This window comes from Pseudomonas sp. HN11, assembly GCF_021390155.1.
Classification (GTDB): domain Bacteria; phylum Pseudomonadota; class Gammaproteobacteria; order Pseudomonadales; family Pseudomonadaceae; genus Aquipseudomonas.
Window position 1 is genome coordinate 1949248 of record NZ_CP089985.1, and the last position, 13727, is coordinate 1962974.

The following is a 13727-nucleotide window of genomic DNA, read 5'->3' on the forward strand; positions in this document are numbered from 1 at the left end:
TTTGCAGGGTCAGCGAGGAACCAGATACAAGGTTTGCTTGAATCTGCCGTCGGGCATGGGTTCGGAATTCATGTGTCCTGTAAAACCTCCATACTTCCCGGTGCTGCCCAGAATGGCTACGGTGGAAAGGCCTGATTCATGCTCTTGTCCGCCTACGACAATGGTACCTACGATGTTGCCGGTGGCATCCATGAATATCAATGTCCACTGACACTGGCTGTGAGCACCAGGCAGTGTGGTGACGCAGTAGCCGCTGTTGCTGCCGATGTCCTGTCCGCCCTGATCCTGCAACGGTTGGTCATAGACAAACAGGTCGCCTTGGGAGGGCCCCGGTGTACCTGTATCCACAGGCGTCTTGAGGCCCCGAGTACCATCGGCATAGGTGACCAGAGTGACTGTTGGCGAGTTGTTGACGCAGGCGCTGAGGGAGATAAGCAGAAGCAGTGCGCACAAGGTGCGAAGGGTAGCGGTTTTCATGGCTGTGCTCTCGTGTGGGTGGGCTCCGGGCGCAGCACCGCTAAAGCTGCGTCCGGAGACTGAAAAGGCTAGCTGCCAATTGCCAGAATTCAAATGTCCGCAAGCCGATTTTGTATCACAAGGTTCCAGGGTGCGGAGCCGCGTACTCAGCCGTCACACCCAACGCCTTGGCATACGGCCCATCCCACAACTGCTCATGCAATGCCCCGACACGTTTGGCCATCGCTTCGCTGCGCATTACCACTTCCAGATTGCGCGAATTATCCAGATACCCACCCAGCCAGTTGCTGGTGCCGATCCACGCAATCTGGCCGTCGATTTCCATGGTCTTGCTGTGGATCACCCGTGCATACGGGATAAAGCCTTGCCTGGCTTCTGGCAGGGTGACGATCTTGATTTGGACGTTGGGTAGCACGGCCAGGCTTTTGAGATAGGGCAGTTCCAGCGTGTCGGTGTTCCAGTTGGACACCATCAGCTTGATCGACACGCCACGCGCCGCTGCCGCGCGCACAGCGTTGTCGATCACCGCGTAGTACGGACGGGTCTTGTCCGGTCCGTAGGACAGTGGCGCATAGTCCAGCAATTGCACGCGCACTTCATGTTTGGCTTCGCTCAGCAAACGCGGCAGTTCCAGCTGTGAATCGCCTACGCCCGGTGGGTTGTAGCGTTGCGGGCTGGCGACCAGGTAGTTGCCGGTGCGCGGTGGTTCGTTGCTCGTGGCAGGCTGCGGCACCGGTTGGTTGTCGGTCAAAGCCTGCTGGGCTTTCCAATCCTGCTCGAAGATCGCCTGCACCTGGCTCACCACGGTCGAGTTGGTGATGAGCAGCCCGGTTTCGTGGATGTGTTCCAGGGAGCGCCAGTCGAAATTCTGGCTGCCGACAAAGGCTTGCTTGCCATCCACCACCAGGTATTTGGCGTGGATGATTCCGCCGCTCACCCGCGCGTAAGGCAATGCGCGAAAGGTCAGGTTGGGGATCGCCCGCAGGCGTTCAAGGGTGGAGGCTTCCGACAACTTGATGCCTTTTTCTTCTAGCAAAAAGCGAATTTTCACACCGCGCTTACCGGCGGCTTCCAGGCGTTCGATCACGCCGTCCATCACCGAGCCTGGGTGATCGGCAGCGTAGAACTGGCCGATATCGATACGGCTTTTTGCGCCGTCAAACAGCTCGCTCCACACTGGGCCGGGCTGGCGCAAGTCGTCGGTGCCGAGGGCGGTGTCCACTGGCACGGTGTGCACCAATTCAAACCCCGGAATCGAAAAGTCCGCCTGGGCCAGCGGACTGAGGAACAAGCCTGCCAGGCCTGCGATGCGCAATTTCAAGGAAACGGACATAGGGATTCCCATCAGAAAAGAAAGCGGGCGCATTGCGCGCCCGCTGTTGTGTTTACGCCGTGCGGCTGTGCAGCGGCGTTGGCACCAGGTGCGGCACTTCACTCTGCACGCGGGCACCGGTGGCAGCGCGGATCAGCAGGATTTTCAGCTGGTCGTTGATGCGCTCCAGGCTGTCCTGGAAAAAGTTGTGGAACACCACACAGAACAGCGCGATGGCGATCCCCAGTCCCGTGGCGAACAAGGCCGTGCCGATACCACCGGAAATCTGCCCTGGGTCGGACACACCCGCCGTGGCCAGCGCCTTGAAGGTGTCGATGATGCCGAGGATGGTGCCCAGCAAACCCAACAGCGGTGCGGCGGTGGTGATGGTTTCGATGATCCAGAGGCTACGGGCCAAGGGTGCACGGGTGGTCAGGTACTGGGTTTCGATCACGTCATCCAGATCCTTGCGCGACCCCTGCGAGGCTTTCTGTGCCAGCACCGGCAACACCATGCTCAGTGGCAGGCTGTCACGGCGGGTCAGGCTTTGCGGCAAGTCGCGTTCGCTGTGCACATTGGCGCCCAGCACTTCGGTCAGCGCGCGGGCTTGGCGGCGTACGTAGGCGAAGTAAATCCCGCGCTCGATGGCGATAAAGATCGCGATGGCCATCGCGGCATACATCACATAAAAGGTGATGTCGTGGAGCAGATTCATGTCCATGTTCACTTACCTCGCAATTAGAAGTTGGCTTCCAGGGAAACCGTCACGGTGCGTTCCAGGCCCACGATGTAGGCCGGGTCGCCGTCGCGGAAACCGCTATAGCTGGCCGCGTTGGTCTTGGTGGTGTACACGCCGTCCAGGTACTTTTTGTCGAACAGGTTGTCGACGTTCAGGCGCAGGGTTGCGTCCTTGACCACCTTCTTGTCCACCGGCAGGTAGATGCCCGCACCGGCGTTGAACACGGTACGGCCGGAGATGGCTTCGTCGTTGGTCAGGTCGCCGTAGAGCTTGCTGGTGTACTTGCCGCCGAAGGTGCCATAGAAGCGGCCGTCGTCGTAGCCGATGTTGGCGGCCAGCATGTTTTTCGGCACGTTGGCGAACTGCTTGCCGCTGGTGGGCAAGAGGATGGCTTGGCCGGCGTTGTACACGGTCAGGTCGTCTTGCTGCTCGGCCTTGGTGTAGGTGTAGGAGGTGTAGTAGTTGAAGTGATTGGGCAGCAAGCCGCTCCACTCCAGCTCCAGGCCGCTGTTGTTGACGGAGCCGGCGTTGATGTCGGCGAAGTCGCCGTTGATGTCGCGCGACGACACCTGGCGATCCTTGAACTGCATGTAGAACAAGGTGGCGGCCACGGTCATGTCTTCATCGGTGTAGCGCCAGCCCAACTCGTGGTTCCAGCTGGTTTCCGGCTTGGCGTCGATGGAGCCGACGCCCTTGTCGTACAGCACGTAGTTCTGCGGGATGCGCATGTTGCGCGACAGGCTGTAGAACAACTGGTCGCGTTCATCCAGCTGGTATTTCAGGCCGGCGTTGGGCAGCAGTTTGTTGTAGGTCTGGTTACGTTTTTCCGACTGCTCGGTCAGGCTGCCGTGGTTGGTGCCATCACGCTTGACGTTCATGTAGGCCAGGCCCGCGATCAGGGTCCAGTCCGAGTTGATGTACCAGGTGTCCTGGGCCCAGACCTTCTGCGCCGGGGTGATGGTGAAGCGGTCGCGACCCTGGATGGTGTTGCCATTGGCATCGACCACGGCGTCGTTGGAGTCCGGCCAGGTGTCGACTGGCTTACCACTGGCCTTGAGCGGGATGAACGGCTGGGTCTGGCTTTGGCGTGCGCGCTCGTACCAGTAGCCGACTTGCAGGCTGTGATCGCCCAGGTCCCAGTTCAGTTTGGTGGTGATGCCCGGACGCCAGGTCTGGGTGCGCGAAGGGCGGTAGTACACGCCGTTGTTCGGGGTGCCGTCGGCGTTGTATTGGGCGCCGGTCGGCAGATTGCCCAGGTCGAATACGCCGCCTTGGTTCGAGCCGCGGTTCAGCGCATAGCTGGACGCGCCGACGCCGCTGCCGTTACCCCAGTAGTAATACGGGATCACCGACAGCGCGAGGTTGTCCGCCAGCTTGAACTGGGTGTTGAGCACGGCGGTGAACGTCTGGAACGGGTTTTGCGCCAGGGCGTAGTAGCTGTTGTACTTGCCGTTGCTGCCCACGGTCGGCGTGGCCGGGTAGGGGTCGTACTTGCGGCCGTTTTGCTGGTATTGGGCCTTGGTCAACTGGCTGTAGCTGTTGTTGTCCTGCTCGTGATACTTGAGGATCAGGTTGGCGGTGTTGCCGTCGCCGGCGTCGAAGAAGCTGTTCCACTCCACCTTGTCCGCGCGCACGGCGCCCGAACCACGCCACATCTGGCCTTCGGTGTGGGACGCCGACAACCAGTTGCTCAGTCCGTTGATCTCACCCGTGTTAAGGCGGGCAAAGGTCTTGCGCGTAGCGTTGCTGCCCATGATCTGTTTGACGAACGCCCCGGTTTCCTTGGTCGGGCGAATGGTCACGATGCCGATATTGCCACCGCTGGAGCCGATGTGCGGGCCGTCGGCTTCGGAGGAACCCTGGGTGACGAAGATCTGATCGATGTTTTCCGGGTCGCCCAACAGGTTGGAGTACAGCGCGTAGTTACCCGAGTCGTTGATCGGCATGCCATCTACCGACATCCCCACCTGGTCGGAGTTGAGCCCGCGCATGGTGAAGCGAAAGCCCGACAGGCCGGTAGCGTCTTCGCTGGAGATGTTCAAACCCGGGGTGTACTTGAGCTTGTCCACGGCGTTGCCGGTGGCGGTCTGTTTATCCAGCGCTTCCTTGGTCACGGTGGAGCGGCCCTTGATGCTTTCTTCCTGCACCATGTAGCCACCACCCGCGGTGGCCTTGCCCTGAACCCCAATCGTGCCGACGTCGCTGTCGCGGGTGTCGGCCATGACCATTCCATGGCCCATGCTTGCGGCAACGAGTGCCAGATGAATCCGTGTGAACCTCATCACTGTCGTCCTGGTGTCGGGTGCTTATTGCACGCTGTAGTTGAAGGTGGCGGTGAAGCGCTGCTCGTTGCGTCCCCCGAAGGCTTGCTCGGGGAACGGCTTGACTTGCTTGATGCGACGCAAGCTGTTGGTGGCGGCCCGATTGAGCAACATGCTCGAGGCCTGGGTCTGCAAGCCGGAGTCGAGTACCCGACCCTGGCGATCGACCAGCAACCAGACCACCACTTCACCGGTGGGGCGTTCGAGAGAGGCCTGGCGTCCAGTGGGGTACTGCTTGTAGGTGTCCAACTCGTTGCGCAAACCCTTGAGGTAGCCACCTTCCAGGGCTTGGCCGTCGACCTTGGGGGGGGCGGGAGGCGCAGGTGTTGGCGCGGCCTGAGCCACAGGTGCCGGTTTGGCTGCGACCGGTGGTGGTGTCGGGGTGGGCGTTGGCTTGGCGACCACTGGCTTGGGCATCGGTTTCGGCTTGGGCTCATGCTTGGGTTTTGGCAGCGGTTTTGGCGGCGGTGGCGGTGGGGCCGGTTCGGCCTCTTCATCCTCGATTACCGGTGGCGGCTCTTGTTCCACCACGGGCTCCGGGATCACTTCCGGCTCTGGCTCGACCAGCGCCAACTCGACCGCCGACTCGTCATACACCGGCTCGACTTTCAATGTCTGGGACTGGATAACCAGTGCAATCAGCACCAGGGCGATCAGGGCCGGAACACTGCCCAGCAGCTGACGCGCACGAAACAAGACGTACATGATCAGGACTTACGCGTGGCAATGGACACGGAGGTAAAGCCACCCAAACGCAGGGTGTCCATTACCTCCACCAAGCGCGAAACCTCCACGCCTTTGTCGCTGTTCACGATGATGGTCGACTTGGTGTCGGGCTTTTGCGCTGCCTTCAATGCTGGCACCAGCGCGTCGACCGTGAGGTCTTTGCCATCCAGTTGCAGCTGGCCCTCGAGGCCCAACGTCAGGATGAATTTATTCTGTGGTTTGAGCTGCTGTGAACTGCTGGCGCTGGGCAGTTGCGTCTTCATGCCGAGGGCCGGAATCACGTTCAGGCTCACGAGTACGAAAAACACCAGGAGGAACATCATCACATCGATCATCGGGATCAGTTCGATGTGCGCCTTGCGTTTTTTCGGTTCGTCCCAGGTTCTCATTCCGTTACCCCGTTATTGAATTAGGGGCGACACGCTAACAACCAAAAATGACCGATTGGTTAACTTTAATTGACGTTTTGAGGGCTCTAGGGCGCGTATTACAGGTGATTCTAAAGATATTTTTGTGACGTAACAGAACTGACACGCAGCGGGGGCATTCTCAAAAACTTTACATCGAGGGCCCCTGGGAATGAGTCATGAACTGCCGCAAATATCCACGCCGCGACTGTTAATGCGCGCGCTGGAAAAGCATCAGGCCGAAAAGTTGCGTGCCCTCGCCAACGGGCCGAAAATCGCCGATAACACGGCGAGCATCCCTTCGCCTTACACCCTTGAAGTCGCGCAGGATTTCATCGATGGCATGCAGGAGAAATTTCGCTCAGCCAACCTGCTGAGCCTGGGCATGCATCGGCGTGATAGGGGTGAGCTGATCGGCATCGTCAGCCTGCGCATCAAACAGGATCACCTCTACGGACACCTGGGCGGCTGGGTCGCAGCAGATGCCCGCAACCAGGGCTATGCGGCAGAAGCGGCGCGTGCGCTGATGGACTACGGCTTTGCGGAACTCGGCCTGCATCGCGTGGGCAGCCAGTGCTTCAGTCGCAACAAAGAGTCGGCGCGGGTCATGGAGAAAATCGGCCTGCAGTACGAAGGCTGCATGCGTGGAGCATTTCTCAAGAACGGTGTGCATGAAGACATGCTGGTGTTCGCCACCTTGCGCGAGGACTGGGAGTTCCGGTTGTGAGTGGCGAGGTTGATCATGGTCGACGCCGAGTGCTTGCCGGGCTGGCCGTCGCCACCACGTTTGCGATCCTCAGTCCGTTTGCGCGCAGTGCCGGCGTGGACTATCCGTTCACCCTTGGCGTGGCGTCGGGTGACCCGTTGCCCGATGGCTTTGTGATCTGGACGCGCCTGGCGCCGTTGTTCAATGCCGTGGATGGCCGAGGTGGCTTGAGCCGTTCTGTGCCGGTGCGTTGGCGGGTCGCCAGCGATGCAGCGATGACCCACGTGGTGCGCCAGGGCGAAGTCACGGCCAGCGAGCGCTGGGGGCATTCGGTGCATGTGGAAGTTGCGGGGCTGGAGGCGGGCCGGCCGTATTGGTATCAGTTCGAAGGGCTGGGTGCGCAAAGCCCGGTAGGGCAGTCGCGCACGGCGCCGGCCGTGAATGCCATGGCGTCGGCGCGCCTGGGGTTTGTCTCGTGTTCCCACTGGGAACGCGGCTATTTCAGTGCCTATCGCCACCTTGCAGAGGAGCAGCCTGACCTGGTGTTCTTTCTCGGCGACTACATCTACGACAGTTCCTACGCGGCAGATTCGGGCAAGATCATCCGCCCCCATGGCAGCGGCAATGCGGTGAGCTTGAGTGACTACCGCAACCGCTATGCCTTGTACAAAACCGATCCGGATCTGCAGGCCTTGCACGCCGCCGCACCGAGCATAGCGACCTGGGATGATCACGAAGTGCAGAACGACTACGCGAGCCGCTGGTCCCAGGACCCGAAGATTCCGGTCGGGCAATTCCTGCAGCAGCGTGCGGCGGCCTACCAGGCTTACTACGAACATATGCCGTTGCGTGTCAGCAGCTTGCCGAAAGGAGCGGACATGCGCATTTATCGACGCCTGGACTACGGACGGCTGGCCCGTTTCCATGTGTTGGACGGCCGGCAATATCGCTCCGAACAACCGTGCATTTTGGCCAATGGCAGTCACCAGGGGCATATCGCCGAAAACCTGTGTCACGATTTGCGCGACCCTGGCCGCACGATGCTCGGTTGGCAGCAAGAGGCCTGGCTGGACCAGGGGTTTGCTCAGTCGAAGGCGCAGTGGAACATCATCGCCCAAGACCTGCTGGTCGCGCCGCTGACCCAGCGCGACTTGACCAACCACAAGCCGGGGCGTTGGACCGATGGATGGGATGGCTACATGGCTAATCGCTCAAGGATGCTGGCGTCCATTGAGCGCAACCGGGTCAACAACCCGGTGTTCTGGGGCGGTGATATCCATTCGTTCTGGGTCACAGACTTGCATGCCGATGGCAACAACCCGGATTCGCCGGTGGTGGCCACCGAATTCGTCGGTACTTCGGTGACGTCTGACGGGCCGCCCTTTGACGCGTTCAGCAAGCTGCTGCCGCTCAATCCCCATGTGCAGTTTTTTGACAGCCGCCAACGGGGGTATGTGTCGGTGGAAGTGGAGGAAGGCAGGATGCTTACGAACCTGCGTGTGATTACCGATCCCCGCGACCCGATGGCCTTGGTGTCGACCCTCAAGTCGTTTGTGGTGGAACCGGGGCGTGCGGGGGCGATTGAGGTTTAATCGAGTTCGTAGCGCACCGACAGCGCGCCCTTTTTCTCTGTCAAGGCCAGGATGGTCACCTGACCCAATTCGCTCAGTGTCTGCACATGGGTGCCGCCGCAGGCATACGCCGGCAATTCGCCAAAGCCGACCTCACGGGTGCCGTCTTCCAGGTTCATGTGGCGCGGGTAATCCGCGGCAATCCATTGGTTGACCTGCTGCTGGATCGCCTCGGCGTCCATGGCTTGCGCCGCTTCGCCACGAATGAAGGTGATCTTGCCTTCGCCGGGCCAGTGATGGGCCTTGATCGGCATCCAGCCCAGGGTCTCGCCTACGTTGCCGATCAAGTGTCCGGCGGAATGCAGTCGGGTGTGCAACGCGCGACGCTGTTCATTGACCCGGGCGGTGACCGGACCGGGTTCCAATGGCCGGTCGATGTAGTGCACCACGCGGTCGGCTTCCTGAGTGACGCGCAGCACAGTGCTTTCACCGAGCCAACCGGTATCGAAAGGTTGCCCACCACCCTGTGGGTGAAAAATCGTCGACTGCAGAATCACTGCAAATTGCTCCTCGTGGGGTGTGCAGCTCAATACTTCCAGCTCGGCAGTCAGGTGGTCGTGGGTAAAAAACAAGCGCTCGGTCATGATCTACATCCGCATCAGGGTTCTGTGGGCAGTATAAATAGTGCGTAGATGGGTGATAATCCGCTCAATTATCAATGGACCTGTGCACCATGAGCATCAATCTTCCTCTGCCGCTGCTCGGCGAAATGGCGATTTTCGTCAAAGTGGTGGAAGCCGGCAGCTTTTCCGAGGCCGCCCGGCAACTGGGTGCTTCGCCTTCCTCGGTGAGCCGCAGCATTTCGCGCCTGGAAAAAGCCCTGGCGACGCGATTGCTGCAACGCACCACGCGCAAGTTACGTTTAAGCGAAGGCGGTGAAGAAGTGTTCAAGCGCTGCCAGGAAATGGTCAACGCGGCGCGTTCGGTGATGGAGATCAGCGGCCAGTTCACCCATGAAGCCGAAGGGCTGGTGCGGATCAGCGTGCCCAAGGCGGTGGGGCGGTTCGTGGTGCACCCGCATATGCCGGAATTCCTGCGGCGTTACCCCAAGATGGATGTGCAGTTGATCCTGGAGGATCGGCAGGTGGACATGATCGATGACAATGTCGACCTGAGCATCCGCATCACCGACAGCCCTCCGCCGGGGTTGGTCGGCCGGCAGTTGTTGCCCATCGAGCATTTGCTGTGCGCGACGCCGCAGTATTTGGCTGAGCACGGCACACCGGGGCATCCCCATGATCTGCTGGCGCACAGCTGCATCTACCTCGGGGAGACACCCGGCGATTCACGCTGGAAATTTCGCCAGGCCGGCAAGGCCGTGACGGTCGCGGTGCGCGGGCGTTATGCGGCAAACCACACCGGGGTTCGGCTGGATGCGGTGTTACAACATGTGGGAATTGGCAGCTTGCCGTATTTCACGGCGCGCCATGCGTTGGAGGCTGGGCGTTTGGTGCAGGTGTTGCCGACGTGGGACTTTATTGCGTCCTATCATGGCGAGGCGTGGTTGCTGCATTCGCCCACGCGCTATCTGCCGCCGAAGTTGCGGGTGTTTATTGATTATCTGGTGGAGTGCATGGCGACGGAGCCGACACTGCGCCGTCGGTAGACATGCGGTCAAAACTGTGGGAACGGGCATGAAAAAGTCAGTGCTTGCTCTGGTCATCTGGCATGGCCAGCAGCTGCTTTTCCTGGTTCCAGTCGAAGGGCTCGTCATTCTGTTCGGCTTCGAAGCGACGCTCTTCCAGGGCCTGGTACAGGTCCAGTTCTTCGTCGGGCATAAAGTGCAGGCAGTCTCCGCCAAAGAACCACAGCAGGTCGCGCGGCACCAGGTGGGCGATTTGCGGGTAGCGCAGGATGACCTGGCTCATCAGGTCCTGGCCCAGGTACTGGCTTTCGATTGGGTCGATCGGCAGCAGGGCGCGCAATTCGTCGAAGCGCTCCAGGAACAGGGCATGGCTTTCCTCGGGCACCTGTTCGGCTTCGCCGACGGCAACCAGGATGCTGCGCAGGTGGTCGAGCAAGACGAGATGATCGGCAACGACGTTGGACACGAGATAAGTCCTCTAAAGCAAAAACGGGCGCGAGAGTATATAGCTCTCGCGCCCGTAATTATATGACCGCTGGAATCAGCGGACTTTACCCTCGGCCTGGGTCAGCTCTTCCTTGCTGAAATCATCCACGTCGATCACCTTGCGCCGTGCCGCTTCGGCGTTACGCAGGGTTTGCGCCTCGGCCGGTTGCAACACCCCTGCGTGCAGCGCTGCATCAATGGCGTGTTCCCCGGCAGTCGGTTTGACCTGGCCGCTTTTGAGCGCGCTGTGCAGTTTCTTCTGCAATGGATGGCTCGCACCCAGCAGATCGTAGGCATGTTGCAAGGCGCCCACCGGATCTTGCGCCGATTGCGGGCGGTAGCAGCCGGCCAGCAATTCTTCCAGGGTCGGATCGCCCTTGGCACGGCCGATCACCGCGGCCACTTTGGCATCCAGCGCATCCGACGGCCCGGTATGGCGACGGCCGAACGGGAATACGATCACCCGCAGCAGGCAGCCCAGTACCTTGTTGGGGAAGTTGCTGAGCAATTCATCCAGCGCACGTTCCGATTCGCCAAGGCTTTCTTCCATGGCCCAGGCGAACAGCGGTTCCAAGTGGTCCGGCGAATCCAGGTCGTGGTAACGCTTGAGGGCGGCCGACGCCAGGTACATATGGCTCAGCACATCACCCAGACGAGCCGACAGGCGTTCGCGACGCTTCAACTCGCCACCCAGCAGCATCATGCTCAGGTCAGCCAGCAGCGCGAACGCGGCCGCCTGGCGGTTGAGTGCACGGAAGTAACCCTGGCTCAAGCGGTTGCCCGGAGCCTTCTCGAAATGCCCCACGCCGAGGTTCAGCACCAAGGTACTGGCGGCGTTGCTCACGGCGAAACCGATGTGTTGCATCAGCAGGCCGTCGAACTCCTTTAGCGCCTGGTCATGGTCTTCGCGACCAGCCAGGGCCATTTCCTTGAGCACGAACGGGTGGCAGCGGATCGCGCCCTGGCCGAAGATCATCAGGTTGCGCGACAGGATGTTCGCGCCCTCTACAGTGATGAAGATAGGCGCCCCTTGCCAGTTGCGGCCCAGGTAGTTGTTCGGGCCCATGATGATGCCCTTGCCGCCGTGCACGTCCATGGCGTGGCTGATGCACTCACGGCCGCGCTCGGTCAGGTGGTACTTGAGGATCGCCGACAGCACCGAGGGTTTTTCCCCCAGGTCCACGGCGTTGGCGGTAAGCATGCGCGCGCTGTCCATCAGCCAGGCGTTGCCGCCGATACGCGCAAGCGCCTCCTGGATACCTTCGAAGGCCGACAGCGGCACATTGAATTGCTCGCGCACCTGGGCATATTGGCCGGTCACCAGGCTGGTGAACTTGGCCGCGCCAGTGCCCACGGCGGGCAGGGAGATCGAACGGCCCACGGAGAGGCAGTTCATCAACATCATCCAGCCCTTGCCGAGCATTTCCTGGCCGCCGATGAGGAACTCCAGCGGGATGAACACATCCTTGCCGGAGTTGGGGCCGTTCATGAAGGCGGCGCCCAGAGGTAGGTGGCGACGGCCGATTTCCACGCCGGGGGTGTCGATGGGAATCAACGCCAGGCTGATGCCCAGGTCTTCCTCTTCACCCAGCAGATGATCCGGGTCGTGTGCCTTGAACGCCAGGCCAAGCAGAGTCGCGACCGGGCCGAGGGTGATGTAGCGTTTTTCCCAATTCAGGCGCAGGCCGAGGGTTTCCTTGCCTTCCCATTCACCTTTGCAGATCACGCCGGTGTCGGGCATGGCGCCCGCGTCGGAGCCGGCCAGCGGACCGGTCAAGGCAAAGCACGGAATGTCATCGCCGCGCGCCAGGCGCGGCAGGTAGTGGTTGCGTTGTTCTTCGGTGCCGTAGTGCAACAGCAACTCGGCGGGGCCGAGGGAGTTTGGCACCATTACGGTGGAGGCCAGGTCGCCGCTGCGGGTGGCGAGTTTCATTGCGACCTGGGAGTGGGCATAGGCAGAGAAACCCTTGCCGCCATATTCCTTGGGAATGATCAGGGCGAAGAAACCGTGGGTCTTGATATGCTCCCAGGCGGCGGGCGGAAGGTCCATGGCCTGGCCGATTTCCCAGTCGCTGACCATGGCGCAGAGTTCTTCGGTCGGGCCGTCGATAAACGCCTGTTCTTCCTCGGTCAGTTGCACCTTGGGGTAGGCCAGCAATTTGTCCCAGTCCGGACGACCGCTGAACAGTTCGCCGTCCCACCACACGGTGCCGGCGTCGATGGCATCGCGCTCAGTCTCGGACATCGGCGGCAGGACTTTCTGAAACCAGCTGAACAGCGGCTTGGTGAAGTATTGGCGGCGCAGGTCGGGCAGGAGCAGGGGCGCGGCGATCACGGCGATCAACACCCAGAAGATCAGCAGCAGCCAACCCGGTGCATGGCTCCAGGCGCCCATCGCCAGCAGATAAACGGCGACCACACCCAAGGCGGGCAGGGGCGCGACGCGGCGGTGTGCGAGGTAGGCGATGCCGACCACCAGCACCAGTATCCACAACAACAGCATATTCAATCCTCCGTGAAACCAGGGGCGAAACCACCAGGGAGCTTAGTCGGCATCCGAACAAGCGGGGTGATCAGGGTGTAACGAGATTTGGCCGATTCGTCGTTATCTCCCCGGCAGGCCTGTGGTTAGACTCCAGGCTTCCTTCGGAGATAAAGCTCATGGATATCTACCTGAGTCCCAGCCGCTTCATCGATAGTGACCACCCTGCGGTGGTGGAGTTCGCCGAAAAACACCGTGGAACCCGTAGGGATTTTAGTGACCAAGCGGTCAGCCTTTACTACGCCGTGCGTGAGGCGATTCGCTACAACCCCTACACCTTCAGCCGCGACCCAGACACATTGAGCGCAAGCTTCGCCCTGGCCACCGGCGAAAGCTATTGCGTGCCCAAGGCCACCTTGCTTGCCGCCTGCGCTCGCCACTGCGGCATCCCGGCGCGCATCGGCCTGGCGGATGTGCGCAATCATCTTTCGACGCCGCGCCTGATCGCTCTGCTCAAAAGCGATGTGTTCGCCATGCACGGCTATACCGAGCTTTACCTCAACGATCGCTGGGTCAAGGCCACGCCCGCATTCAATTCGCAACTGTGCGTGGTGTTCGATGTGCCGCCCCTGGATTTTGACGGCCTTCACGACAGCGTCTTCCACGCGTTCAATCGCCAAGGCCAGCGGTCGATGGAGTACGTGGTCGACCACGGGCAATTTCCTGACGTGCCCGAGGCCTTTTTCTTCGCCCATATCCAGCAGTGTTACCCCCATCTGTTTGCCGAGGACAGGCCGCCGTTACTTGGCGACATGCAGAGTGATTCAAGCCGCACGTGAACCGGCGTATGCTGCT

Annotated in this window: 13 protein-coding genes; 4 read left to right on the forward strand and 9 right to left on the reverse strand. The window is 60.8% G+C overall.

Annotated elements, in window-relative coordinates:
• Window positions 1-9: 9 nt before the first annotated feature.
• From LVW35_RS09025 to LVW35_RS09050, 6 genes are all read right to left on the reverse strand, one after another.
• Window positions 10-477, reverse strand: coding sequence for a hypothetical protein (locus LVW35_RS09025; RefSeq protein WP_233894913.1), 468 nt, complete (start codon window positions 475-477; stop codon window positions 10-12).
• A gap of 115 nt (window positions 478-592) precedes the next feature.
• Window positions 593-1810, reverse strand: a complete 1218-nt coding sequence (locus LVW35_RS09030; protein WP_233894915.1) for a phospholipase D-like domain-containing protein — start codon at window positions 1808-1810, stop codon at window positions 593-595.
• Between the two features lie 52 nt (window positions 1811-1862).
• Entirely contained in the window at window positions 1863-2510 is a 648-nt protein-coding gene (locus LVW35_RS09035; RefSeq protein ID WP_233894917.1) for a MotA/TolQ/ExbB proton channel family protein, read from the reverse strand.
• A gap of 17 nt (window positions 2511-2527) precedes the next feature.
• Window positions 2528-4810 (reverse strand): TonB-dependent receptor, encoded by a 2283-nt coding sequence (locus LVW35_RS09040; protein ID WP_233894919.1) that lies wholly within the window; start codon window positions 4808-4810, stop codon window positions 2528-2530.
• A gap of 24 nt (window positions 4811-4834) precedes the next feature.
• Window positions 4835-5554, reverse strand: coding sequence for an energy transducer TonB family protein (locus LVW35_RS09045; RefSeq protein ID WP_233894921.1), 720 nt, complete (start codon window positions 5552-5554; stop codon window positions 4835-4837).
• A 2-nt stretch (window positions 5555-5556) separates the two neighbouring features.
• Window positions 5557-5964, reverse strand: a complete 408-nt coding sequence (locus LVW35_RS09050) for an ExbD/TolR family protein (protein ID WP_061435935.1) — start codon at window positions 5962-5964, stop codon at window positions 5557-5559.
• A 190-nt stretch (window positions 5965-6154) separates the two neighbouring features.
• Between LVW35_RS09050 and LVW35_RS09055 the strand changes: the two genes are divergently transcribed.
• Both LVW35_RS09055 and LVW35_RS09060 read left to right on the forward strand, forming a co-directional pair.
• Entirely contained in the window at window positions 6155-6709 is a 555-nt protein-coding gene (locus LVW35_RS09055) for a GNAT family N-acetyltransferase (RefSeq protein ID WP_233894923.1), read from the forward strand.
• The gene (locus tag LVW35_RS09060; protein WP_233894925.1) at window positions 6706-8280 is read left to right on the forward strand and encodes an alkaline phosphatase D family protein; all 1575 of its coding nucleotides are present in this window, start codon (window positions 6706-6708) and stop codon (window positions 8278-8280) included. Before LVW35_RS09055 ends, LVW35_RS09060 begins: the two co-directional genes overlap by 4 nt.
• Here LVW35_RS09060 and LVW35_RS09065 read toward each other — a convergent pair.
• Window positions 8277-8903, reverse strand: a complete 627-nt coding sequence (locus LVW35_RS09065; protein ID WP_233894927.1) for an alanyl-tRNA editing protein — start codon at window positions 8901-8903, stop codon at window positions 8277-8279. The two genes, LVW35_RS09060 and LVW35_RS09065, sit on opposite strands and share 4 nt — an antisense overlap.
• 89 nt (window positions 8904-8992) lie before the next feature.
• On the opposite strand from LVW35_RS09065, the gene LVW35_RS09070 reads away from it, so the two are divergent.
• On the forward strand, window positions 8993-9925 hold the full coding sequence (locus tag LVW35_RS09070; protein WP_233894929.1) for a LysR family transcriptional regulator: 933 nt from the start codon (window positions 8993-8995) through the stop codon (window positions 9923-9925).
• A gap of 37 nt (window positions 9926-9962) precedes the next feature.
• On the opposite strand, the gene LVW35_RS09075 is transcribed toward LVW35_RS09070, so the two are convergent.
• Window positions 9963-10370, reverse strand: coding sequence for a PA2817 family protein (locus tag LVW35_RS09075; protein WP_233894930.1), 408 nt, complete (start codon window positions 10368-10370; stop codon window positions 9963-9965).
• 75 nt (window positions 10371-10445) lie between these two features.
• Complete coding sequence (locus tag LVW35_RS09080; protein ID WP_233894931.1) at window positions 10446-12893, reverse strand: acyl-CoA dehydrogenase; 2448 nt, start codon at window positions 12891-12893, stop codon at window positions 10446-10448.
• A 158-nt stretch (window positions 12894-13051) separates the two neighbouring features.
• Here LVW35_RS09080 and LVW35_RS09085 point away from each other — a divergent pair, with 158 nt between their 5' ends.
• A complete protein-coding gene (locus tag LVW35_RS09085) occupies window positions 13052-13711 on the forward strand; it encodes a transglutaminase-like domain-containing protein (protein WP_233894932.1) in 660 nt (219 codons plus the stop codon).
• The last annotated feature ends 16 nt before the right edge of the window (window positions 13712-13727 follow it).

What these genes read in the sequence shown, in the direction of transcription:
- LVW35_RS09080 (WP_233894931.1), bottom strand. Translation starts at nt 12,893, where the DNA reads ATGCTGTTGTTGTGGATACTGGTGCTGGTGGTCGGCATCGCCTACCTC.
- LVW35_RS09085 (WP_233894932.1), top strand. Translation starts at nt 13,052, where the DNA reads ATGGATATCTACCTGAGTCCCAGCCGCTTCATCGATAGTGACCACCCT.
- LVW35_RS09070 (WP_233894929.1), top strand. Translation starts at nt 8,993, where the DNA reads ATGAGCATCAATCTTCCTCTGCCGCTGCTCGGCGAAATGGCGATTTTC.
- LVW35_RS09055 (WP_233894923.1), top strand. Translation starts at nt 6,155, where the DNA reads ATGAGTCATGAACTGCCGCAAATATCCACGCCGCGACTGTTAATGCGC.
- LVW35_RS09065 (WP_233894927.1), bottom strand. Translation starts at nt 8,903, where the DNA reads ATGACCGAGCGCTTGTTTTTTACCCACGACCACCTGACTGCCGAGCTG.
- LVW35_RS09040 (WP_233894919.1), bottom strand. Translation starts at nt 4,810, where the DNA reads ATGAGGTTCACACGGATTCATCTGGCACTCGTTGCCGCAAGCATGGGC.
- LVW35_RS09035 (WP_233894917.1), bottom strand. Translation starts at nt 2,510, where the DNA reads ATGGACATGAATCTGCTCCACGACATCACCTTTTATGTGATGTATGCC.
- LVW35_RS09025 (WP_233894913.1), bottom strand. Translation starts at nt 477, where the DNA reads ATGAAAACCGCTACCCTTCGCACCTTGTGCGCACTGCTTCTGCTTATC.
- LVW35_RS09045 (WP_233894921.1), bottom strand. Translation starts at nt 5,554, where the DNA reads ATGTACGTCTTGTTTCGTGCGCGTCAGCTGCTGGGCAGTGTTCCGGCC.
- LVW35_RS09050 (WP_061435935.1), bottom strand. Translation starts at nt 5,964, where the DNA reads ATGAGAACCTGGGACGAACCGAAAAAACGCAAGGCGCACATCGAACTG.
- LVW35_RS09030 (WP_233894915.1), bottom strand. Translation starts at nt 1,810, where the DNA reads ATGTCCGTTTCCTTGAAATTGCGCATCGCAGGCCTGGCAGGCTTGTTC.